At 68.7% G+C, this 22347-nt stretch carries 25 protein-coding genes and 1 pseudogene; 9 read left to right on the plus strand and 17 right to left on the minus strand.

The window, feature by feature from the left end:
• A partial coding sequence (locus tag AC3A5T_RS16685; protein ID WP_487629505.1) for a hypothetical protein occupies positions 1-363 on the plus strand: 363 nt, incomplete at its 5' end.
• Positions 364-458: 95 nt separating this feature from the next.
• Positions 459-1406: a hypothetical protein gene (locus AC3A5T_RS16690; RefSeq protein ID WP_487629506.1), complete on the plus strand. Its 948-nt coding sequence runs from the start codon at positions 459-461 to the stop codon at positions 1404-1406.
• Between the two features lie 7 nt (positions 1407-1413).
• Here the strand turns inward: AC3A5T_RS16690 and AC3A5T_RS16695 are convergent, their stop codons facing one another.
• The 5 genes from AC3A5T_RS16695 to AC3A5T_RS16715 all read right to left on the minus strand — a co-directional run bounded on the left by AC3A5T_RS16695 (position 1414) and on the right by AC3A5T_RS16715 (position 4547).
• The gene (locus AC3A5T_RS16695) at positions 1414-2115 is read right to left on the minus strand and encodes an RDD family protein (protein WP_487629507.1); all 702 of its coding nucleotides are present in this window, start codon (positions 2113-2115) and stop codon (positions 1414-1416) included.
• Positions 2112-2864 carry a twin-arginine translocase subunit TatC gene (tatC, locus tag AC3A5T_RS16700; protein ID WP_487629522.1) on the minus strand — a complete coding sequence of 251 codons (753 nt, stop codon included), beginning with the start codon at positions 2862-2864 and terminating at the stop codon, positions 2112-2114. Before tatC ends, AC3A5T_RS16695 begins: the two co-directional genes overlap by 4 nt.
• Complete coding sequence (gene tatB / locus AC3A5T_RS16705; RefSeq protein ID WP_487629508.1) at positions 2854-3336, minus strand: Sec-independent protein translocase protein TatB; 483 nt, start codon at positions 3334-3336, stop codon at positions 2854-2856. The genes tatC and tatB overlap by 11 nt, the downstream gene beginning before the upstream one ends.
• A gap of 15 nt (positions 3337-3351) precedes the next feature.
• The gene (tatA, locus tag AC3A5T_RS16710; protein ID WP_332077914.1) at positions 3352-3582 is read right to left on the minus strand and encodes a Sec-independent protein translocase subunit TatA; all 231 of its coding nucleotides are present in this window, start codon (positions 3580-3582) and stop codon (positions 3352-3354) included.
• A gap of 80 nt (positions 3583-3662) precedes the next feature.
• Complete coding sequence (locus AC3A5T_RS16715; RefSeq protein ID WP_487629509.1) at positions 3663-4547, minus strand: lipid-binding SYLF domain-containing protein; 885 nt, start codon at positions 4545-4547, stop codon at positions 3663-3665.
• A 153-nt stretch (positions 4548-4700) separates the two neighbouring features.
• On the opposite strand from AC3A5T_RS16715, the gene hemH reads away from it, so the two are divergent.
• Both hemH and AC3A5T_RS16725 read left to right on the plus strand, forming a co-directional pair.
• A complete protein-coding gene (gene hemH / locus AC3A5T_RS16720) occupies positions 4701-5684 on the plus strand; it encodes a ferrochelatase (protein ID WP_487629510.1) in 984 nt (327 codons plus the stop codon).
• Positions 5681-6541: an alpha/beta fold hydrolase gene (locus AC3A5T_RS16725; RefSeq protein ID WP_487629511.1), complete on the plus strand. Its 861-nt coding sequence runs from the start codon at positions 5681-5683 to the stop codon at positions 6539-6541. The genes hemH and AC3A5T_RS16725 overlap by 4 nt, the downstream gene beginning before the upstream one ends.
• A 36-nt stretch (positions 6542-6577) precedes the next feature.
• Here the strand turns inward: AC3A5T_RS16725 and AC3A5T_RS16730 are convergent, their stop codons facing one another.
• From AC3A5T_RS16730 to ttcA, 4 genes are all read right to left on the minus strand, one after another.
• On the minus strand, positions 6578-7054 hold the full coding sequence (locus AC3A5T_RS16730; RefSeq protein WP_487629512.1) for a hypothetical protein: 477 nt from the start codon (positions 7052-7054) through the stop codon (positions 6578-6580).
• Between the two features lie 86 nt (positions 7055-7140).
• Positions 7141-7920: a M48 family metallopeptidase gene (locus AC3A5T_RS16735; RefSeq protein WP_487629513.1), complete on the minus strand. Its 780-nt coding sequence runs from the start codon at positions 7918-7920 to the stop codon at positions 7141-7143.
• 61 nt (positions 7921-7981) lie between these two features.
• Positions 7982-8884: a recombination-associated protein RdgC gene (locus AC3A5T_RS16740; RefSeq protein WP_332077920.1), complete on the minus strand. Its 903-nt coding sequence runs from the start codon at positions 8882-8884 to the stop codon at positions 7982-7984.
• Positions 8885-8989: 105 nt separating this feature from the next.
• Positions 8990-9898: a tRNA 2-thiocytidine(32) synthetase TtcA gene (gene ttcA / locus AC3A5T_RS16745; protein ID WP_487629514.1), complete on the minus strand. Its 909-nt coding sequence runs from the start codon at positions 9896-9898 to the stop codon at positions 8990-8992.
• Positions 9899-10010: 112 nt separating this feature from the next.
• Between ttcA and AC3A5T_RS16750 the strand changes: the two genes are divergently transcribed.
• The 3 genes and pseudogenes from AC3A5T_RS16750 to AC3A5T_RS16760 all read left to right on the plus strand — a co-directional run bounded on the left by AC3A5T_RS16750 (position 10011) and on the right by AC3A5T_RS16760 (position 12551).
• Complete coding sequence (locus tag AC3A5T_RS16750) at positions 10011-10664, plus strand: NAD(P)H-binding protein (protein ID WP_487629515.1); 654 nt, start codon at positions 10011-10013, stop codon at positions 10662-10664.
• A gap of 228 nt (positions 10665-10892) precedes the next feature.
• Positions 10893-11432 (plus strand): annotated as a pseudogene (locus tag AC3A5T_RS16755) (ATP-binding cassette domain-containing protein); the annotation flags it as partial.
• Positions 11433-12026: 594 nt separating this feature from the next.
• Positions 12027-12551, plus strand: a complete 525-nt coding sequence (locus AC3A5T_RS16760) for an ATP-binding cassette domain-containing protein (RefSeq protein ID WP_487629523.1) — start codon at positions 12027-12029, stop codon at positions 12549-12551.
• Positions 12552-12698: 147 nt separating this feature from the next.
• On the opposite strand, the gene bamE is transcribed toward AC3A5T_RS16760, so the two are convergent.
• A complete protein-coding gene (gene bamE / locus AC3A5T_RS16765; RefSeq protein WP_232138405.1) occupies positions 12699-13295 on the minus strand; it encodes an outer membrane protein assembly factor BamE domain-containing protein in 597 nt (198 codons plus the stop codon).
• Positions 13296-13455: 160 nt separating this feature from the next.
• On the opposite strand from bamE, the gene AC3A5T_RS16770 reads away from it, so the two are divergent.
• On the plus strand, positions 13456-13671 hold the full coding sequence (locus tag AC3A5T_RS16770; protein ID WP_332077925.1) for a YdcH family protein: 216 nt from the start codon (positions 13456-13458) through the stop codon (positions 13669-13671).
• 62 nt (positions 13672-13733) lie between these two features.
• Here the strand turns inward: AC3A5T_RS16770 and AC3A5T_RS16775 are convergent, their stop codons facing one another.
• The 7 genes from AC3A5T_RS16775 to AC3A5T_RS16805 form a co-directional block, all read right to left on the minus strand.
• A complete protein-coding gene (locus tag AC3A5T_RS16775) occupies positions 13734-14216 on the minus strand; it encodes a hypothetical protein (RefSeq protein WP_487629516.1) in 483 nt (160 codons plus the stop codon).
• Positions 14217-14228: 12 nt separating this feature from the next.
• Positions 14229-14525, minus strand: coding sequence for a hypothetical protein (locus tag AC3A5T_RS16780; protein ID WP_487629517.1), 297 nt, complete (start codon positions 14523-14525; stop codon positions 14229-14231).
• Positions 14526-14738: 213 nt separating this feature from the next.
• A complete protein-coding gene (locus AC3A5T_RS16785; protein WP_487629518.1) occupies positions 14739-15056 on the minus strand; it encodes a VOC family protein in 318 nt (105 codons plus the stop codon).
• Between the two features lie 711 nt (positions 15057-15767).
• A complete protein-coding gene (gene plsB, locus AC3A5T_RS16790; protein ID WP_487629519.1) occupies positions 15768-18521 on the minus strand; it encodes a glycerol-3-phosphate 1-O-acyltransferase PlsB in 2754 nt (917 codons plus the stop codon).
• A 43-nt stretch (positions 18522-18564) separates the two neighbouring features.
• Complete coding sequence (locus AC3A5T_RS16795) at positions 18565-19500, minus strand: hypothetical protein (protein ID WP_487629520.1); 936 nt, start codon at positions 19498-19500, stop codon at positions 18565-18567.
• Between the two features lie 68 nt (positions 19501-19568).
• The gene (locus AC3A5T_RS16800; protein ID WP_332077933.1) at positions 19569-20246 is read right to left on the minus strand and encodes a hypothetical protein; all 678 of its coding nucleotides are present in this window, start codon (positions 20244-20246) and stop codon (positions 19569-19571) included.
• Positions 20247-20326: 80 nt separating this feature from the next.
• On the minus strand, positions 20327-20641 hold the full coding sequence (locus tag AC3A5T_RS16805; RefSeq protein WP_487629521.1) for a hypothetical protein: 315 nt from the start codon (positions 20639-20641) through the stop codon (positions 20327-20329).
• 282 nt (positions 20642-20923) lie between these two features.
• Here AC3A5T_RS16805 and sctU point away from each other — a divergent pair, with 282 nt between their 5' ends.
• Positions 20924-22126 carry a type III secretion system export apparatus subunit SctU gene (sctU, locus tag AC3A5T_RS16810; protein ID WP_332077935.1) on the plus strand — a complete coding sequence of 401 codons (1203 nt, stop codon included), beginning with the start codon at positions 20924-20926 and terminating at the stop codon, positions 22124-22126.
• The last annotated feature ends 221 nt before the right edge of the window (positions 22127-22347 follow it).

The following is a 22347-nucleotide window of genomic DNA, read 5'->3' on the forward strand; positions in this document are numbered from 1 at the left end:
ACGCGGCACGCAGCCCAAACTCGCTGCGCTCAGACACGGGCTGCTCTTCGGCCACGCCAGGCTCCGGTGCTCGGCTCTCTTTACGGCTCGATTGAAAATCAAAAGCTGAAAGCCGAAGCCGAAGCCGAAGCCGAAGCCGAAGCCGAAGCCAAGCCGGAGCCGGAGCCAAAGGCAAGATCCAGATCAAGATGGATTACCGGACATGCGTCCGTTGAAAGCTCCGCCTGCGCGGGAATGACGGCTGGTGCTGCAGCGATGGCCTTTACCGGGATGTCCGGGCGGTCAGCTCCGACGGATCTCCAGTCCCGAATATCGGAGTCAGCCTGCGCGACAGCCGAGTCATCCCGCCGCCATCGCGGCTGAACACACAGCGCATCCCAGCGGCGTCTCCAATGCATGCGATACGATGACGCCCTTCGTGGCGCGTCCACGCGACAGACACCTGGAATACGGCGGAAATGACGACTCGGACGGTAGGGGCCCGCCACGGCTGGAAGTGGATCGTGCAGGGCGTCAATGTGGGTCGGTCCAATCCGCGCGCGGTATACGGCGCGACGGCGATCGTGGCGCTGCTGGCGCTGGTGCCGAACGTGTTCCAGGCGATCGCCCAGCTCGCGTTCGGGCTCGATGCCAGTACCCAGGTCATGCTGATCGGCGCCACGTCGCTGGTGTCGATCATCGTCTATCCGCTGCTGATCGCCGGCGTGCTGCACGTCATCGACGCGGCCGAGCACGGGCGTCCCGCGCAGCCGACGGACCTGTTCGCGGTGTTCACCGGCGGCAACGCCGGGCGCCTGATCGGCTTCGGCGTGCTGATGGGCGCGCTCTACATCGCCACGTTCTACGCGCTGGTGAGTGCGTTCGGCGACGGCGTCATCGACTGGTACATGCAGGTGCTGACGATCAGCCAGGAAATGAGCGCGCAGACCGGGCCGGCCACGCCGCCGGATCTGCCGCTGCCGCCGGCCGGCATCGGTCCGCTGATGGCGCTGGCGATCTTCTTCGGCGTCTATTACGCGACCGTCTACGCGATCGGCCTGGGCCAGGTCGCGCTCGGCGCGCGGCCGGTGCTGCAGGCGTTCACCGACGGCCTTGGCGGTGCGCTGCGCAATGTGCTGCCGGTGGTCGTGGCCGCCGCGATCGCGATGGCCGGTGGGTTCGCACTGATGCTCGCGTTCGCGATGGTCGTGACCATCATCAGCGTCGTCGCCAGCCTCGTGCATCCGGGCCTCGCCGCGCTGCTCGTGCTGCCGCTGTATCTGATCCTGCTGCTGATCCTCTACATCGTGATGTTCGGCGCGATGTACGCGATGTGGCGCGATGTCTGCGGCCCGCAGGACGATGCGTCGACCGGTGGCCCGACGCCGGGCGCCGGCAGCCCCGACAACAGCCGCATCGAACTCTGACGACGCGTCAGAACCCGAGCGTCGCGTCCAGCGCGGCGGCGACGCTCCGGTCGAGCTGCTGCATCAGCAGCGCCAGCAGCAGGCAAAACACCGGCGGCTGCAGCACCAGCCACAGACGGGCCGGCATCGGCATCGGGGCATCGGTCAGCCGCACCACGTGGGTGCCGGCGATCCGGTCGTGCAGCGCCTGGTAGCGCGGCGCGCGCGCGGCCATCAGATGGCCGATGTTGAGGCTCACCCACGACAGCAGGCCGGCCGCCGTGCGCAGGCCGGCGCGCACGTAGCCCGGCGGCAGTCCGTCGTCGTCGACCACCTGCAGGCCGAGCAGGCGCTTGCCCGGCGTGGCCTGCCAGCGCGAGCCCTCGAAGCCGGTGAACCACACCAGCGCGAGCAGTGCGAAGACCGCCATCGTGGGCAGGGTCAGCGAGGTGATCGCCAGCGCCAGCGCGGTGATCGCGACCTGCAGCGCAGGATCCGCCATCCATGCCTGCAACAGTGCGGCCGGCGACGCGGCGAGGTCGAGCGTCTGCTGCATCAGGGCGGCCATCGCCTGCGCCAGTGCATCGATCGCGCGCATGCAGGTCTCGAGTGCTTCGCACAGGCGCCGATGCATCAACGCGACGACCAGCACACCGATCGCCGCCGCATCCAGCGACCACGCCGTGTAGCGGCGCAGCAACGGCGTGGGCGCGGCGACCGGCGGACTCATGCCTCGTCGCGCACCGCGTCGGCTCTGGGCGCGAGCAGGCGCGCGGCGATGATGCCGGCCTCGTAGAGCAGGCACATCGGAATCGCCAGCATCAGCTGCGAGACGACATCGGGTGGGGTGATGACCGCGGCCAGCACGAACACGCCGACCACCGCATAGCCGCGCGCCTCGCGCAGCTGGTCGGTGGTCACCCAGCCCAGCAGCACCAGGATCACCAGCGCGACCGGCAGCTCGAAGCTCAGGCCGAACGCGAGGAAGATCACCAGGACGAAATTCAGATAGGCGTTGATGTCGGTCATCATCGACACGCCATCGGGCGTCACCAGCGTCAGGAACTTGAACACCGACGGCAGCACGAGGAAGAACGCGAACGCGCAGCCGATGTAGAACAGCGCGACCGCCGACGCCAGCAGCGGCATCGCGAGCCGCTTCTCGCGCTTGTACAGGCCCGGTGCGACGAAGGCCCAGGCCTGGTAGAGCAGCCACGGCATGGTCACGACCAGCGCGGTGAAGAACGCGAGCTTCAGCGGCGCGAAGAACGGCGAGGCGACTTCGATCGCGATCAGGTGCGCGCCTTCGGGCAACTTGTCGAGCAGCGGCTGGGCGAGCAGGCCGTAGAGCTTGTTGGCGAACGGCAGCAGGCACAGCAGCACGAGGCCGGTACCGGCCAGACCGCGCATCAGGCGCATGCGCAGTTCGATCAGATGGTCGATCAGGCTGCCTTCGCCGCCGTCTTCGTCAGCGTGCAGCGCCACGATCGGTCTCCTCGTCGGCGGTGGCCGTCGCCGGGACCGGCGGGCGGGTGGGATCGCCGGCGATCGCGTCGGGCGGCAGCGGCGGTTCCGCCGGTGCCGCGGGATCGGGCAGGGCGTCGAGACTGCGGTGCGTGACCGGGGGGTCGCTGGACATGCGGCGCGCCTGGGCGACCAGATCGCCGGCTTCCTTGCGCACGTCGTCGAGACTGCTGCGCGCGTGCTGCTCGGCGTCGCGCAGCTGGGTGCCGACGTCCGCGATCGAACGCTGGGCATCGCGCACGCTGCGCTTGAGATCCTCGGCGGCGAGTTCGCGTTCGAGTTCCGACTTCACCGAATACCACTGCGCCCGGGCACGGCGCACCCACAGGCCTGCGAAACGGGCCGCCTTGGGCAACCGCTCGGGACCGAGAATGATCAGCGCGACCAGCGCGATGATCATCAATTCGCCGGTACCGATTCCGAACATCGAGCGCTGTCCGCGTCAGCGCGGCGGCAGGTCGTCGTGGCGCGTCCTGTCGGCCTCGCGGGCCGCGGCGTCCTGCCGCGAACGGTCGTCGAGACGCTCGGGCGTCTCGTCGTCGTGCATGCCCTTCTTGAAGCCCTTCACCGCTTCGCCGAGATCACGGCCGGCGCCGCGCAGCTTCTTGGTGCCGAAGACCAGCAGGACGACAACGAGGACGATGGCCCAATGCCAGATGCTGAAACTGCCCATGGCGGGATTCCGGGAGCTGCGGGTGGTCTCGCAGGATAACGCACCGCACCCGCACGCAGCGTGCGAGTGCGCGCTGCACTTCAGTATTCGGGCAGCGGTTCGACGGTCGCCGGCTGGTCGTCGACGTTCTGGAAGCCCTGCGTCGACGGCTGACCCTGCTGCGGCTGCACCGGCGCAGTGGTGGTCTCGGGCACGTTCTGGATCGCCGGCGTGTACGCAGGTTGCTGCGCGCTACGTGCGACCGGCACCGCGGTGCCGCCCCGCGAGACGCGCGCGGTGGCGCTGGCTTCTTCCAGACGGTCGCGGAAATCGACGACCGCGCTCGACGGCGCGGTGCCCGGACGGTTCTCGAGAATCGCGCGCGGCGTGGTGGTGCGACCGTAGACGGCGATGTTCGCGTCGTCGTCGATCTGCAGCACCGCGCCATCGAGTGCGACGCCGGCGAACAGGCCGCGCGCGCGCGACCACGACCAGATCTCCGCCTTGAGCTGGCTGTCGGTCAGCGCAGCCGCGTTGCGACCCACCGGACCCGCGGCCACGCCGGCATCGGCGCCGAGGGTGAACTTGCCGTTGACGATCGATTCCAGGCTGCGCTCGTTGCGGAACACCAGCACCACGTCCGAGGACTGCACGCCGGCCTGGAAGCCGATGCTGCCGCCGGTGATCTTGACGAAGGCCGGGCTGGACCAGGTGCCTTCGGGCGTCTTGACCGACATCAGGCCGTGGCCGCGGCGGCCGCCGATGATCAGGCCCGCCTTGATGGTGTCGGGAATGACGACGATCGCCCGCGCTTCGTCGAGCAGCTTGTCGGGGATGCCCGATTCGGGAATCGCCTGGATCTCGTTGAGCACGCGCACTGCGTTCTGCGCCCGGGCGTCTTCGGTCGGGCCGGCGACGGCAGGCCCTGCGACGAACGCGGTGGCGAGGGCGGCAACCAGCACGGTGTGGCGGAACGGACGAGTCATGGTGGCTCCGGGGCAAGGGCGCGAATCGGACGCGCGCTGGACATGCGCACGCAGAACAGATTCAGGCTAGTGACGGTGCAATGAATCGCACATGAGTTTTTCCGCAGCACCCGGACGCTGCCATTGCGCCGGTGCGCCTGCCATTCTATGGGGATGTCCGAATCCCCCTCTCCGAACGCCGCGCGCGACGCCGTCGTCCTCGTCAATCTCGGCACGCCCGACGCGCCGACGCCGAAAGCGGTGCGCCGCTATCTCGCCGAATTCCTGCACGACCATCGCGTGGTCGCGCTGACCCGCTGGCTGTGGTGCCCGATCCTGCACTTCGTGATCCTGCCGTTCCGCTCCCCACGCGTGGCGAAACTCTATGCCGGCGTGTGGATGCAGGACGGCTCGCCGCTCGCTGTACACACCGCGCGTCTCACAAAGGCGGTGCAGACGGAAATGCCCGATGCCGAGGTGGTCTACGCCATGCGTTACGGCAATCCGTCGCTGCGCGGCGTGCTGACGCGCCTGCGCGATGCGGGGCACGCGCGCGTGCAGGTGCTGCCGTTGTATCCGCAGTATTCGACGACGACGACGGCGTCGGTCCGCGATGTCGTCGACGAGGTCTTCGGCGCCGCTGGCATTGCGCGGATGCGCGACGACTATCACCTGGATCCGGATTGGGTCGACGCTGTAGCCGGCTCGATCCGCGCGCACTGGGACGTCCATGGCCGCGGCGAGCGCCTGCTGTTCTCCTTCCACGGCATTCCACAGCGGCTGGCCGATGCCGGCGATCCGTATCCGCGGCAGTGCCGTGCGAGCGTCGATGCGATCGTGCAGGCGCTGGGCCTCGCGCCGGACGCGGCGATGCTGACCTTCCAGTCGCGCTTCGGTCGCGAGCCGTGGCTGCAGCCCTACACGGACGAGACGCTCAAGGCGCTGGGCGGCGACGGCGTCCGCGTGATCGACGTCGTGTGTCCGGGCTTCGCGGTGGATTGTCTGGAAACGCTGGAGGAGATCGCGCTGCAGAACGCCGAAATTTTCCATGAGCATGGCGGCCAGGATCTGCGCTACATCCCCTGTCTCAACGACGCGCCGTCGCATGCGCGCGCGCTGGCCACGCTGACGCGTCGCGATCTGGCGGTGCGCGCATGAGCGGCGTCGCGCAGGCGCAGCCGTTCGAGGTCGAGATCGGCATCGGCACCGTGCGCGGTCTGCGCTTCGGCACCGTCGGCGCACGTCGCGTGCTCGCGCTGCACGGCTGGCTCGACAACGCCGCGAGCTTCGTGCCGCTGTCCGCGTACTTCGACGGCCTGGACGTGGTCGCGCCGGATCTGCCCGGCCACGGCCGCAGCGTGCACATGCCGGTCGGCACCGATTACACCTTCGTCGGCGCGGTCCACCAGGTGCTCGACATCGCCGACGCGCTGGGCTGGGACCGGTTCGCGCTGCTCGGGCATTCGATGGGCGCGGGCATCGCCAGTCTCGTGGCCGCGGCGGTCCCCGAGCGCATCGAACGGCTGGTCGCGATCGAAGCGCTGGGCGCGCTGCCGGAGACCGAAGCGGACACCGTGCCGCGCCTGCGCGAAGCGGTGATGTCCTCGCGCAGCCTGGGCGCGCGTCCGCTGCGCGTATTCCCCGATCTCGAAGCGCCGATCCGCGCGCGCATGCGGGTCAATGCGCTCAGCGAACCCGTCGCGCGCCTGCTGGTCGAACGTGGCGTGCAGCCGGTCGAGGGCGGCCACGTCTGGTGCAGCGATCCGCGTCTGACGATCCCCACCGCCGTGCGCATGACGCCCGGCCAGGTCGACGCGCTGATCGCCGGCATCGAATGCCCCACGCGCGTGATCTACGCCGACCCGCCGCAGGTCTATCTGCCCGAACCCGACCGCTCCCGCCGCGCGCGTCTGCTGCCCGACGGCGCGCTCACCGTCATCACCGGCGGCCACCACCTGCACATGGAACAACCGGCGGACGTCGCCGCCGCGATCGGGGATTTCCTGCAGCGCTGAGCGCCCGCGTCGTCGGACGGCCTTCGACTGCGTCCTTCAGAGCCGCGCGGTGCCGTCCTGCAGCTGGAGGCTCACGATCACGCCCGGATCCTCCGACGGCTGCGCCGGCTGGTTGCGGTCGAACGCGAACAGCGCGCTGCGACCGTCCTTCTCGAACGCGAGGACCGCGCTGTCCTCGCCGTGATGCGTGACGAGCCGACGCTGCCAGCCGTCGTGCTCCATCGCCCGCCGGGTTTCCTGCGACAGCGCCACCACCTCACCGTCGGCGAGCAGGTTGATGATCTGCGTGCCCGGCATGTCGGTCAGCGTGTCGATCGCGTAGCGCGCGGGCAGGTGCACGTCGCGCGGGAAATCCGCAGGCAGTGCCAGCGACGTCGCCCGCGGCGGCACCGGCGTCGCTGCGACCCGGTCGCCGCGCGCATCGAAGCGGATCGTCGTGCCCAGCGCGTCGCCGGGTTGGCGGCAGCCGGGCAGCAGGACGACGAGCAGCAGGGCCAGGCACGGGCGGACCATCGCGTTCTCCGGCGGCACCGGCCGCACATTCCGGTCAACGCGAGCGCGGCCCCGAAGCGGCCACCGGGCGGCTCGAAACTTCCGGGTCAGGCCAGTAGCGCGTGCAGATCGGCCTTGAGCCGGCGGCCGTGGTCGCGGAAATAGTCGCGCGCGTCGCGCCAGGCCGGGCAGCGCACTTCGACCTCGCTCCAGAACCGGCGCGAATGGTCGGCGTGGATCAGGTGGCAGAGCTCGTGCACCAGCACGTATTCGAACGCCGAAGGCGCGCCGAGCACCAACGACAGGTCCAGATTGAGCGTGCCGTCCGGCGCCAGCGAGCCCCACTGCGAGGACATCACTTTCAGGCAGATGCGCCGGGGCGTGCGCGGCAGGCTCGGCAGATAGGCCGGCAGCCAGCGGCCGATGTCGGCACGTGCCTGCGCTTCGTAGAACTCGCGCAACGCGCGTTGCAGCGCGGCAGGGCCGGCGTGCTCGGGCGACACGAACGTCAGCGCGCCGTCGTCGTCCATGCGCACATGACTGAACCGCCCGCTGTCCCAGTGCAGCGGATGCAACACGCCGCGCAGCGGCAGCTGCGTGGTCACGCCGCGCTGCAGCGGCGCCGCTTCGCCATGCGCCGCGATCTGCGCGGCCAGCCACGCCCGGTGCTGCTGCAGGAAGGCATCGCCGGAGAGGAGACTCGCGCGCAGCGGCAGGGTCAGACGCGCGCCGCGTTCGCTGACGCTGAGGCGGATGCGCCGCGCGCGCGGATCGCGCAAGCGCAGCACCTCGATCTCGCGCCCGTCCTCGAGCGTCAGACGGAGCGAGTCGCGCTGGATCGAAGCGGGCTTCGCGGAACGCGACAACAGGCGCGACAGGGACGGCATGCGCGGATTGTATGCGCTGCGTGCGACGCGACCGGTGTCGACGTCGCACGTGCGCCTGCGATCACTCCGCCTTCGACAGCTTCAGCGCGCCTTCGAGCACCGTGAACAGGCGCTTGAACTCGCCGCGCATCAGCGCGAAGCGGGCATCGAGTTCGGCGCGCATGTCGTCGTTCTCGGTGTGCTCGAGCGAATCCAGCGCGCCGTCGAGCAGCTTGAACTTGCGCACGATCAGATCCTCGCCGAGCACGAACGAGACGTGGTCGTCGAGATTGAGCGCGAGCTTGGTGACCTGCTTGCCGGCATCGAGATGGCGGGTGATCTCCTCGCACTGCAGATCCTGACGCTGGCAGCGCACGATCGCGCCCTGGTCGGACGGATCCTTCAGCTCGCATTCCTCGCCCAGCGTCAGGCCGTCGGGCAGCGGCTCGCCGGCGATCCAGCCGGTCATCACGCCACGCGGGGAGACCTCGGCATTGAGCGGCAGCGCGGGAAAGCTGCCCAGCGCGGTGCGGATCTGCGACACCAGGTTTTCCGCACTCTTGCGGCTGGACGAGTTCACCGCGACCACGCCGTGCTGGAGGTCGATCAACGCATCGCTGCGCACCGGCTTCACGAACGCGCGCGGCATCAGTTCCTGCAGCAGGTCGTCCTTCATCTGCTTGCGCATCTTGCCGCCGGGCTTGCGACCCTGCTTCTCCTCGAATTCCTCGATGCGCCGCGACAGCAGCTCATTGACCACCGGGCCGGGCAGGATCTTCTCTTCGCCGCCGACGGTGACCCAGATCGTGTCCTCGATGCGGTGCGCCATCACTTCGGCCTCGCGGCCCAGCGGCGAGACGAAACCGTGCGAGGACATCTCCAGCGGACCGACCGGCTTGAGCGGGAATTCCGCCAGACGCGCATCGAGCTCGGACAGGTCGAGATTGGTGGGGAAGCGGAACAGGGTCAGATTGCGAAAGAACATGGGGCTGATGAGTCCATTGGAAGTGGGGAAGGACGCCGCAGGGACGCGGTGGCGTCAGAACGTGCTTGATACGGGCCTGCGTCGACGCGGCGCGGATGGCGGTGGTCATGCCTCCCGCATCGCGATGTCGATCGTCGCGTCCTGCGCGTCGGGCAACCAGGCGTCGACCGTGGCGGGCGCCGCGCCCGCAACGGGCATGCGGAAATCGAACAGCGCCGGATCGCTGAGCTGCGACGGGCTGACATTGCCCAGCGACCGCGCGATCGTCTCGATGCGGCCGGGCGTCTCGCGCTCCCAGGCCTCCAGCATCTTCTGCACCTGCTTGCGCTGCAGGTTCTCCTGCGAGCCGCACAGGGTGCAGGGAATGATCGGGAACGCCCTTGCCTGCGCGTAGGCGGCGATGTCGGCTTCGGCCGCGTAGGCCAGCGGACGGATCACGACATGCTGGCCGTCGTCGCTGCGCAGCTTCGGCGGCATGCCGCCGAGTTTCGCGTGGAAGAACATGTTCAGGAAGAACGTCGCGACCAGATCATCGCGATGGTGGCCGAGCGCGATCTTCGTGAATCCGTGCTGCGCCGCGTGGTGGTACAGCGCGCCGCGACGCAGGCGCGAGCACAGCGCACACATCGTCTTGCCTTCCGGGATTACCCGGCTGACGACCGAGTAGGTGTCCTGCTCGATGATGTGGAAGTCGACACCGCGCGATGCCAGATAGTCGGGCAGCACGTGCGCGGGAAATCCGGGCTGCTTCTGGTCGAGGTTGACCGCGGTGATCGAGAACGCCACCGGCGCCTTGGACTGCAGCTGCAGCAGGATGTCGAGCAGGGTGTAGCTGTCCTTGCCGCCCGACAGGCACACCATCACCTTGTCGCCGGCCTCGATCATGCCGAAGTCGGCGATCGCGCGACCCATCTGGTGGCGCAGCCGCTTGCCGAGCCTGTGCACGGCCGGCGCGTCACGGCGCGGATCATGCGCGCGCGACAGCGGTTCGTGCAGGGGCAGGACGGTACTCATCGCGCCAGTTTACCGGGCGCTCCAATCGGCCGTACGGCAACGCCCCCGCGACCGCGCGCCAACACGCGCCATGCCAGGCTGCGACGCCATTCCTGTTGAACGGAGAGCGCACATGTCGCGCATCGTCATCATCGGCGGCCATGGCCGCGTCGCCCTGCAGCTGACCCGGCGCCTCACTGGAAGCGGACACGCCGTGACCGCGCTGTTCCGCAACGCGGCCCACCGCGATGCCGTCGCCGACACCGGCGCGACACCGGTCGTCTTCGATATCGAGCACGCGCAGACCGATGCCATCGCCGCGCAGCTCGCCGGCCACGACGCCGTGGTCTGGTCGGCCGGCGCAGGCGGTGGCGATGCCGCGCGCACCTATGCGGTCGATCGCGATGCGGCGATCCGCTCGATCGACGCCGCGGCCATTGCCGGCGTGCGGCGCTACGTGATGGTGTCCTACATCGGCGCCGGCTTCGATCACGGCATCGCACCGGACGACGGCTTCTTCGCCTATGCGCAAGCGAAAGCCGCCGCCGATGCGCATGTGCGCGACAGCGCGCTCGACTGGACGATCCTGGGTCCGGGCCGGTTGACCGATGACGCCGGCAGTGGCCGTGTCGCCGACGGGACGGAGGCCGACAGCGGCACGCCGGTCTCGCGCGCGAATGTGGCTGCGGTCGCAGCCGCAGTACTGGATGCGGCAGGCACCGTGGGCCGGACGCTGGATTTCGTCGATGGCGACGTGCCGATCGGGACCTTCGTGCGCGGCGACTGATCGCGGGCACGTGCGGATGGCCGGGCATCCGCTCGCCTGCGCCGTCCGCGCTGCGCGTTAATGCGACGGTGAGGCGCGCGGTCGTAGACTGCACGCCGATCGCGTGGCCGGCCGTTTCGGCACGTGGCGTGAGACGAATTCTCCAGGAGCGCAATGACGTGAAGCACTGAGCCGACATCGAGCCCGACGACCCGACCGGGTCGCGTCCCCATGTCCGCGAGGTCTTCCATGTCCGTGCCCGTCTCCCCGACGCGATCCGCGTCGCTGTCTGTCTCTCCTGCCGTCGTGCCCGCGCTGCGCGCCCGTGGCCTGTCCGCCGCGCGCGATGACGGCAGCCTGCTCTACGACGCTCTCTCGCTGTTGCTGCACGACGGCCCCAGCGCGCTGGTCGGGGCCAACGGCACCGGCAAGTCCACGCTGCTCCGGCAGCTGGCCGCGGGCGCAAGCGCCGGCACGGTCGAAGTGGCCGGCGGTCTGCAGCTGCTGACGCAGCATCCGGGTCCACTGCCGCCGCGCGTCGTCGATCTGCTGGGTCTGGGCGCGCGTTTCGATGCGCTGCACCGGCTGCTGGCGGGTCATGGCGACGCGGACGATGCAGCATGCGTCGACGACGACTGGTCGCTCGAAACGCGATTGGAGGATGCGTTCGCAGCGCTGGGCCTCTCCGGTCTCGCGCCGACAGCCGATCCGTCGCAGCTGTCGGGTGGGCAGTGCCAGCAGCTGCGTCTGCTCGCGGCCTCTTGGTGCCCTGCGCGCGTGCTGCTGCTCGACGAGCCCAGCACCTTCCTCGATGGCGACGCGTCCGCGTCCTGGTGCCGGCAGTTCCTGCAACGCGCAGGGGCCGTACTGATCGTGACCCACGATCCCGTGTGGCTGCGCGCGATGCCGCGGCTGGCGGAGTTGCGTGGCGACGGGCTGCAATGGATCGACGGCGGACTCGACGCGTGGCGCGCCGCGCGCGATACCACGCGTCGTCAGACCGAGGACGCACTCGCACAGGCGCGGCGCGACCGCGCGCGGACGCAACGCGCGGTCGGACGCGAACGCCAGCGGCTCGACCAGCGCCAGGCCCGCGGGCAGCGGATGCGCGAGGACAGCAACCAGTCCCCGCTGCTGCTGGACCACGCCAAGGGCAACGCCGAACGCCATGCCGGACGCACGCGCGGTGCACTGGCGCAGCGTCTCGCCGATGGCGACGCCGCGGTGCGTGACGCGTTCGCCGCGACCGATGCGATGCCGCCACCCGAGTTCGTCGATGCCGAGGTCATCCTGCCGGTCGCGCGGCGGGTGTTGCGATTCGACGGCGCGCATCCCGTCGTCGCCGCGCCGGTGCAGGCGCTGACATGGGATGCGTTCGGCCCGGTGCGCATCGGACTCGAAGGGCGCAACGGCAGCGACAAGACCACGCTGCTGCGCGCGCTGCGCGGCGAGACGACGCTCGCCAGCGGCACCGTCGAGGCCTGCGTGCCGGTGCAGTCGCTCGACCAGACGCTCGCGACCCTGCCCGAGGCGATGCCGGCGCTCGACTGGCTGGCCGCGCAGATGCAGGTCGATGCGATGGACGTGCACGCGACGCGGCTCGCGCTGCTCGGCCTGACCGGCGCGCGGGCGCGCCAACCGCTGGGACTGTTGTCGGGTGGGGAACGCATGCGGGTCGCGATCGCGGCCGCTGCATTGGCGCAGCCGGCCGCGCCGTTGCTGCTGCTCGACGAACCCGCCAGCCATCTCGATCTCGACAGCGTGGACGCGCTGGTCGCGCTGCTGCGCGGCTGGCCAGGCGCACTCGTCGTGGTCAGCCACGATCCTGCCGTGCTCGATGCGCTGGCGCTGACCCACCGTTTGCACCTCGATGCAAACCGCCTCCATCTGCAACCCGTCGATCCCTGAGCGACAAGCTGCATCCGTAGGATGGGGAGAGCGCAGCGAAACCCATCAAGTTGGCCTTGTACGTCGAGCGGCAGTCGCGTCACCTCAACGAAAACAGGCGCCTTCCGGCGCCTGTCTCGTTCCACACGCAATCCGATGCGGCTTGCCTCAGGGCACCCACACCAGGTTCCGCGTATTGGGATCGGTGGTGATTTCGCGCACGCGGCCGCTGCCGTCGAACTGCACCTGGAACTCGGCGAAGCTGCTCATCCAGTAACGCCACAGTTCCGCATCCAGATCCGGGTTCTCGCTGCTGATCGGATAGCCCAGCGACATCAGCACCTGCTCGCGGGTCATGCCGGGCGTGATCTTCGCGCGCTTGATCGCGTCCTGGATCTTGGCCGGATACGTGGCGATCTTCGCCGCCGGATCCTCGGTCACCACGTAGCGTTTCGCGAAGTCGGGCAGGGCGATGTCACGGCTGTAATCGTTGCCGATCGACTGGCGTGCGCCGTCGATGCGTACGTTGACGCGGTGACGGCCGTAGCCGGTCACGCTGGTCGGCGTGCCGACCGGGATCACGCGCTTGCCGTTCTCGGCGTAGTTGCTGTCGCTGATCCAGCTGCCGTCGCTGCGCAGGTTGCAGCACAGATAGCCGTCGTACTTCTCCTGTGCGGAGAGCTGGGCGGTGGCCGCGAGCGCGGCGAGGGCGAGCAGGGGCGCAGCGAGGCGCGCGGATGCGCGACGGTTCGATCGGAGGGACATCCTGGTTCCTTGGCGAAGCGGCCGGGGCTGCCGCAGGTGGGCACCACGCGGCACGCGCCGACGTCGCGCCGGCCCCCTGCACGGCGCACCGCATTGTCTCAGCGGCGCCGCACGTCGCCAAGGCGCCGGACCGGCACGGTGTTGCGATAAGCTGCACCGCATGTCGACCGACACGCCCGACATCGACCCGAGCCGGAGCGCGCTGCTGTTGCGGCTGCGCACCGAGCATCGCGATCTCGACCGCACCATCGCCGAACTCCAGGCCACCCCGGCGCCCGAAGCGCTGGCGATGCAGCGCATGAAGAAACGCAAGCTGCAGCTCAAGGACTGCATCGCGCGGCTGGAGTCGGACATGATTCCGGACGAGCCGGCCTGAGGCGGAACGCCGGCGTGAGCGGAGGGATGCCGGGATGTCTGCCTGTTCCAGCCCCTGCGGCTTCAGTCCGATGACCGCATTTCGGCAGAATCATCCGGCGTGACCAGCCAGTAGGGGCCGGGACAGTGACGCAGCAGAGCCTCGCCGACGAAACGTGAGACCGCACCGTCATCGAGCGCGCCGCCGCCGACCTGTCGGGTCTCACCCGTGACGCCCCAGCGATCCCCTCGCGACGTGAGAATCGCCCAGCCACGCCACCGCTTCTGCAGCGTGTAGCTGCGCGGAAACACGAGCGTGGTCGCGCGTGTCGGCTGTCCCGCGATCCGCAGCGCAACGCAATCGCCTTCGATCACGACGGTCCCGCGCGTCATGCCGAGCGGCCAGATGCTGGTCTCGATAGCCGGGTCGGTCGCGACCAGCGTCGGTGGCGGTTGCCCGCTGTCGCGACTGCAGCCCGAAAGCAGGGCTGCGCTCGCCAACACCGCAATGAGAAAAGAACACCTCACGTCCGGCGAGCCGCGCACGCGTCGCTTCGCGAGGCGCATTCCGCTTGGGCGTCAGCCCGCATCGACCGGCCCCAGCCTAACGACCTGATGGACCGCCACGTGCTCGCGTCCCAGCTCCCGCACAAGCTCGGGCACGAGCTGGATCGGCAGGTGCAGCTCGTATCCGTCCGCAATGCGCTGCAGTCCATCGGCTTCGAACTGCAGCCCCGGAATGTCCCGGCCGCGCGTGTCCATGAATCGCTCGATGACACGCCTGCCGAAGTCTTCGTGATCGGCGATCTCGACGTACACGCGATACAGCGTGTCGGAATAATCAGAACGCGTGCCGGTCACATCGGATGCGTGCATGGGAATGCCTCGAGCAATCAGTGTGCGGGTGGCTTGCGGAGAACACATCGATACTTGAAAAGGCCTGATCGTGCACGCGCCTCATCCTGTCACCGGAAGCCGGGTCGAGTCGATTCGAAGAAGCGCCGTCTGACGGTCTCTGCTCTGCTGGCACCGCGGGGCATCAGCCTGGAATGACGTGCCCGATCCGCCAGAGCACACCGGTCGGATCGATCAGCGTGAAGTCCCGGATTCCCAGGGCCGATCGTCCGGCGGACTCAGACGAACCGAGAATTTCGTGACCACACCTGACGCCTCGACATTGCGGTGCCAGTCGTCTGCATTCGAGACGAGCATGTGCATGACGAAGTTGTTCGCATGTTCCGGGTTGTAGAACTGCGACAGAAGGAATGATGTCGCGCCGAAACGGACGTATGCGAGATCGTCCGATTCCAACGTCGTCTCGAATCCAAGCGCCTCGTAGAACGCCATGGATTCGGCGAGTTCGCGCGCTGGCACGAACGCCTTGATTTCGATCGTGTCCAGATTCATGTGATCTCGCCTGCAAGGTCCCGAACACTCGCCGATACGCCGCGAATCGTCTTCACGCTTGACCGCGTTTCAGATGGGAGCCCCACCCGCGGCAATCGCCCGCTCCTGATCGAGGCTGAGCAATCCGCTGCGCAGGTGATCGGCTGCTGCCGAGCGCATGACCTCGCCGTCGCGGACGTACACGATGAATGTTCCACCCGGGCGGAAGCCGACGTTGTGGAACGATGCGGACTCCCGGCACGCAAAGGTGAACTGCGCCTTCCATCGTTCGGTACGGACGGGTGACCGTTCGCCCTTGAGGGTCTGCTCGACTGCGAAGCGAAGCGAACCGAGCCGATCCCGGGCGGGTCCACGGCAGGACGGACGAGATCCGTGACGGTGCCGATGAATATTTCATCCGCCTCTTGCGTCGCGATGCGCGTGAGCTCCTGAAGCTCGGCCAGGTCAGCGGCATCGATCTGCGCCTGCTCTGCTGGCGGACGGGTGCCGCATGCGACGGCGGTTTGAGCTATGAGCAACAAGGCTGCCGTAGCGAGGAGAACGCGTGCGTTCATGCCACCCTCTATCGACCTGTTTGGGCCACCGCTGCCCGGCTTGGTGATTCCGCGAAGTTGCGTTCGCTCGTACGGAATGTCAGCGCTCTTCATTTGGAGTTCGCCAAAAACGGTATGCGCGAAGCCTGGGGTGACTGGCAGGTGTCGTGCGTCGACCTCACTCGACGACAACGACCGCCGGCTCCGCGGGCTTCACCGCCTCCGGACTCACCTTCTCGATCGAGTGCCGCAGTTCGCGGCCGAGGATGACCTTCGCGTCCTTGGCCCAGTTGGCGAGGCGGTCGTCGAAGACGAGTTTGCTGTTGCCGTCGAGTTTGACGAGGCCGAGTTCGCGGAGCTTCTGGATGAAGCCTCGGAACAGGGACTTGTCGAAGAACTCCGGTGCGGCCGGGGCGTACAACAGCGACAGACGCTGGGCGGCGAGCTGGCAGAGGCTTTCGAGTTCGCCGGCGCCGAGGGTACCGGGGCCGTTCTTGGCGAGCACGGAAATCGCGATGTAGTAGCGCTCGAACGCCTGCTGCAGCGGGTGGCTCAGCGCGCGCAGGCGGAAGACCTCGTCGGTCTGGCCGGCGTTGCGGGCATAAATGCCGTCGTCCTCGTCGCTGACGCGCTCGAGCAGCGCTTCGCGCTCGAAGGTTTCCAGCGTCAGGGCGATGCGCTCGGCGAACGTGTCCTCGTCCCATGGCAGGTACAGCTCGGCCTGCAGGAACGGATACATCGTGCGGCCCAGGCGCAGCAGCGTGTGCCGGCTCATGCGCCGGTTGTGCAGGAAGCAGCACGCGATCCAGGCCGAGGCGGTGAACAGGTGCAGCACGTTGTTGCGGAAGTAGGTCAGCAGCACCGACTTCTCGTCGTCGACGCGGAACACGTCGCCCAATGGATGCGCGACGCGTTCGAGCACGTTGATCTCTTCGCCGTGCGCGACGATTTCCTGCGGCGTGTGCGGGGTCACCGTGACGCGATCCGAATACGGCACGTCGACCAGCAACTGCTTGGACAGCGCGATCTGCGCGAGCAGATCGGCCTCGCCCATCGCGTGCTTCGGCGTCGACAGCAGCGCCAGCGCCAGCAGGTTGATCGGATTGACGTCGGCGGCGCGGTTGATGTTGACGTTGATCTTCTGCGCGATGACGTCGACCGTGCGCGACAGCCACTCGGGACGCTCGCTGTCGGCGACGGCGTTGCCGTCCCAGCCGGTCGCGTGTTCGGCGAGCACATCGGCCAGCGCGATCGGCTCGCCGAAGTTCACCACCACCTGGCCGTAGTTGGAGCGGAGCACCTGCGGAATACTCCACAGCAGCTGCCAGATCGATTCCTTCTTCTTGCTCTTGCCCGACAGCTCGTCGAGATAGCTGCTGCCTTCCATCAGCTTCTCGTAGCCGACGTAGATCGGCTGGAACAGCACCGGCCGGCTGGGCTGGCGCAGGAACGCGCGCAGCGTCATCGACACCATGCCGCCCTTGGGCGCGAGCAGGCGTCCGGTGCGCGAACGGCCGCCTTCGACGAAATATTCGATCGAATAACCGCCGGCGACGAGCTGGGCGACGTACTCGGCCAGCACGGTCGAATACAGCGCGTTGCCGCGAATCGAGCGGCGGATGAAGAACGCGCCACCCTTGCGCAGGATCGTGCCGATGACCGGCAGGTTGAGGTTGATGCCGGCCACGATGTGCGGCGGCACGATGCCGCGGTTGTAGAGCAGATAGCTCAACAACAGGTAATCCATGTGGCTGCGGTGGCTGGGCACGTAGACGACTTCGTGTCCGGGCGCGGCGGCCTTGAGCGTGTCGATGTGGTGCACCAGCACGCCACGGAAGATGCGGTTCCACACCGTGGTCAGCAGGTAGCTCGCCGAGCGCACGACGGGGTGCGAGTAGTCGGCGGCGATCTCGTAGGCGTAGGCGTGGGCCTTCTTCCACGCGTCCTCGGGCTTGCTGTTGTCGCGGCGCGCCTGGTCGGCGATCGCGTCCTTGACCGCGGGCGAGGCCAGCACCTTGTCGACCAGCAGGCGGCGGGTCGAGAGGTCGGGGCCGATGATCGCTTCACGCACGCGGTTGAAATGGGTGCGCAGCACGCGCGAGAGCTTGCGCACCGTGCGCTCGGCGTCGAGACCTTCGGCGAGCAGCGGGCGCACGTCGACCGGCTCGGCGAAGCGCACCAGGGTGTCGCGGCCGTTGAGCAGGATCGCCAGCAGGCGCCGGAAGCGGCCGACGATGGTCCAGTTCTCGGAGAACAGCACCGCGAACCAGCCGTTGTTCTTGTCCGGCGAGCGGCCGACGAAGATCGAGACCGGCACCACCTGCACGTCGAGCGCCGGATCGCGGCGATGCGCTTCGAGCAGGCGCGCCAGCGATTCGGAATGCGTCGCCTTGGATTGCGGCTGGCCGGTGGCCATCGCCAGGGCGCCGCCGGCATTGCGCCGCGACAGCGCGACGTAGGCGCGCTTGCGGCCGAGCGGATCCCCGGGCAGGGGCTGCAGCGGCGAGGGCAGGCCGGCCTCGCGACATGCGCGTTCGAGGATCAGCGCATTCGACAGGCCGTAGTCCTCGAGCACGTAGCAGACCGGGCGATGGTCGACGAGCGTCTCGGGCGTCTGCGGCTCCACCTTCAGGCCGATCCATGGGCCCATCAGCCAGCCCAGCAGACCGGCCCACCACGGACGACGCACCGCGCGGCGCGGCGCGGCCAGCGGCACCGGCAATGTGCTCGGCGCGACGGGCGCGGTTACCGGGGCGTCGTCGGCAGGGGCCGCGTCACGTGCGGGCGCCGCGGCATCGTCCGCAGGCGCGACATCCGGCGCAGGCCCTGACGCCGCGTGCGGAGATGCGGCGTCGGCCGTGCGGTGGTCGGTGCGTCCGGTGGCGTCGCCGTCCGGGAACTCGAGGGTCGGTTGATCAGGCATCGTCGGCATTATGCCCAAGCGGCCCGTCCGGACCGCACCTGCGGCGCCCCACTCAGGGTTCCGCCGGCGCAGTGGCGGGCGCGGCTGCCGCAGGCGCCGCTGCGGCCGCGCGGGCATGCGCCAGGAAGTCGCTGACGTACCAGCGGCCGTCATGGCGTTCGACGGCGATCACCGCGTCGACCGGGCGACCGGCCAGCTGATACCGCATGCGCACGCGCGCGGCGTCGCCGGTCTGGCTCTCGAGCGTGGCCTCCACGCTGTCGAAGGTCCGGTCCAGATCCAGTCCATAGGCGGCCAGCCGCAGCTTGCCGGCGGTGAACAGCGGCGACAGCCCGGTCAGCCCGGCCTGCATGCCTGCGGCGCCGAGCGCGGCATCGCTGGCGATACCGCCGGCCCGCGCGGCGGCGACCAGCGCCGAGATCGTCTCCTGCGCGCGCGCGCGGTCGGCCAGTGGCGCGGCGCCGGCCCAGTCGCTGGCGGCGGCGATCAGCTGGGTGTAATGCGCGCGTTCGTCCTCGCTGAAATCGCCGCCCTGCTCCAGATACTGGATGGCGAACCCGCCCAATCCGACCGCAGCCGAACGCATCTCGCGCTCGGCGCCGGCGAACTGCCGGTTGAAGGTCTGCAGCAGCACGCGTTCGGCCTGCGGCGCGCTCAACGCTGCGAGGACCGACGGCAACTGCGCGGACAGCGGCAGTTCGTCGAGCGGCCAGCGGGTGCGCCCGGCGCGCCAGGCGGCGTCGAGTTCGGGCCGCAGTTCGGGCGTGGCCGCATCCCGCGCGAAGGCCGCCAGATCGCCGGCACGCAGGTGCGCCGTGAGCAGCGTCACCGCCTCCACCGGCGTCGCCGCACCGACGGCCGGCGCGGCCTCGGCCGTCTCGTCGCGCTGGCAGGCCGCCAGCCACAGCATCAGCGGCAGCAGCACCGTGACGGCACCTGCGCGGCGGCGTCGACGACGCGCGTCGGGCGAGCGGGCGGAAAGGGACATGCAATGGATTCCTGCGAAGCCGGACATCCCATCTTGCAAGCCGGTCGATGACCGGACAAGCGCGACCGTTACAGGTCGCGCAGCACCCAGCCGTGCGGCGTGTCGGTGGCCCGGGCATCGAGCGCGGCCTGGGCGATCTCGTCCGGGCTGCGGCCGGCCTTCCAGGCGGTCGCGATCGCCGCCAGCCGCTCGCGGGTCGCGCGGGTGTAAGCGCCTTCGAGCTCGTTCTGCGCGTCGACGGCCAGCTTCTGCGGATACAGCGTGCGGGCGTCTTCCGACTGGTTCAGCAGCGCGATCATCCGCGACAGGCTGGTGTGGAAGGTCTCGGCCGACAGCGCGGTGCGCTGGGTACGCTGCAGGTGCCAGACGGTGAGGTATTCGACCGGGCCGAGCATGCGGCGCGGGGTCCCGCCGAAGAACTGGCCGGAGAAATCGCTGGCCGAGACCGGCGCAGCGCTGTCGGGCAGGCGGGTCGCGCCCCAGGAACTCAGCGCACCGCCGGGCAGATCCATGCGCCGCAGCGCGGTGCCGATCGTGTCGGCGAGCAGGCGCTGCGCGCGGGTGTCGTCGCTTTCCGCCACCACGCCCAGCAGACGCAGGAACACCGGATACCGGTCCTCGCCGAGCCGCCGCACCAGCCGCTTGAGCACGGTCAGGCGGTACTCGGGATCGGCATGCGCCGCCAGCGCCGACACCATGCGATCTGCGGCGACGCGCAGCGACTGCGCGGAGGGAACGGCATTCATGGACGGAGCACCAGCGTCAGGCACGGAAGTCGAGGCGCCCGGACTTTAACCCAGCCGCTGGTCGGGCCTGCGCAGGAAACTCAGACGAGTGCGTCGAGGATCGCGTCGGCGCCCTGGTCGGCCGCCTGCGACAGAGCGATCGCCGACAGGCGCGCTTCGAACGCCAGGTCGCCGGGCAGCTGACGGTTGCCGGCAGCAACGCCATCCCAGGCGGCGACGTTGAGCACATCCTCGCCCGGGTCGGCCTGCGGGCCGCGCGGGGCATCCGCATAGCCACCATCGGCCGGTGCGAGATCGGCACCCGGCTGCTGGCGCAGATCGTCGAACGCGACATGCCCACCCAGCCGGTCGAGGCTGGCGGCATTGAAGCTGACGTCGGAAGGCATGCTGCTCATCGGAACGGAGGCCTGGAAACCCTTGGGGGACTGGACCGCTTCTGCGGCGATGGCGGGACTGTAACGCTGGTGCCATGGAACGGCTATCTCGGGCTGTCCCTAGGGTGTCTGCCAACCCGCATGGGCCCGGCCCTGCGGCTGAATCCCGGTTGGACAGCGCCGCCCGCGACCACGTCGTCTTCACCCGCGCGTCGCAGTTCCCGGGCCGAACGGATGCGTCACCCGTGCATGCTAGCCTCCGCTCGAACCGCGCGAACCCGCGCGCATTCGATCGGAGTGCGGATGGCCGAAGAGAACGAGGGCGCCGACAAAACCGAAAAACCGACCAGCAAGAAGCTCAAGGACGCGCGCAAGGACGCCAACGTCGCCAAGAGCCGGGAGCTGACCAGCACCGTGCTCATCATGGGATGGCTGGCCGGTGGCTGGATGCTGATGGGGTACATGTTCCGGCGCATCAGCGGGCTGTTCGATCAGAGCCTGAACGTCATGAACCAGCCGTTCGACATCGCGCTGCGGACGATCGGTCCGCTTGCGGCGCAGACCCTGCTGGCGGTCACGCTGCCGCTGCTGCTGCTCGCGGTGCTGCTGGCCCTGGTCGTCGAGTTCCTGCAGGTCGGCCCGGTCCTGTCGATGAAGAAGGTCACGCCCGACCTGTCCAAGATGAATCCGGTCAGCGGCGTCAAGAAGATGTTTTCGATGGACAACCTCGTCGAGCTCATCAAGAGCGTTCTCAAGAGCGCGGCGCTGCTGACAATCGGCGGCTTCGTGCTGTGGGGCATGTTGCCGAACCTGCTGCAGCTGCCGTTCGCACAGCCCGCCGCGATCGGCAGCGCCATCTGGCACGCGCTCAAGTGGATCGGCATCTGGACGATCTTCGTGTTCTTCTTCGTGTCCGCGGTCGACGCCTCGTACCAGAAGTACTCCTACATGAAGAAGCTGCGCATGAGCCGCCGCGACATCAAGCAGGAGGTCAAGGAGAACGAAGGCGACCCCTACGTGAAGCAGCGCCGCAAGCAGTTGCACCAGGAATGGTCGCAACAGAACATGCTCAATGCCGTCCGAGGATCGAATGTCATCGTGACCAACCCCACCCACATCGCCGTCGCCCTGCAGTACGAACAGGGCGACGATCTGCCGCTGGTCGTCGCCAAAGGCGAAGGCCACGTCGCCGAAGAGATCAAGCGCGTCGCCGAGGAAGCCGGTGTGCCGATCCTCGAGAACGTGCCGCTGGCCCGCGGCCTCAATGCACGCGTCGAAATCGACGACTACATCAGCGACGACTTCTTCGAAGCAGTCGCGCAGGTGCTGTACTGGGCCGAGGGCGTGCGCATGGGTGAGCATCGCCCCGAGCCGCCGGAATTCAATCCGCCGCCGGACATGCGCGAGGAGATCGGACTGGCCGAACCCGAGGCGTTGCCGCCGCCGCTGGCGGATGATCCGTCGGTCGTGGAGCGGCTCGAGGATCCGCGGGATCCAATGCGATAGGAATGGATTGCGGCGCCGAGGCGCCGCTTTTTCTTTTTGGTGCTTTCTGCGCGTGCCCGGCGCGCGCTGCTGCGTGATGCCTTTTTTAGCTTGCTTCGGCTTTTGCCTCTGTCTTGGCTTCGGCTTCGGCTTCGGCTTTCAGCCTTTGACTTGAATCGAGCCGTAAAGCGAGCCGAGCATCGCAGGGCGGCGGGGTCGAAGAGCAGCCCATGTCTGAGCGC

The sequence above is a fragment of the Luteimonas sp. Soil_C_16 genome (assembly GCF_057657295.1).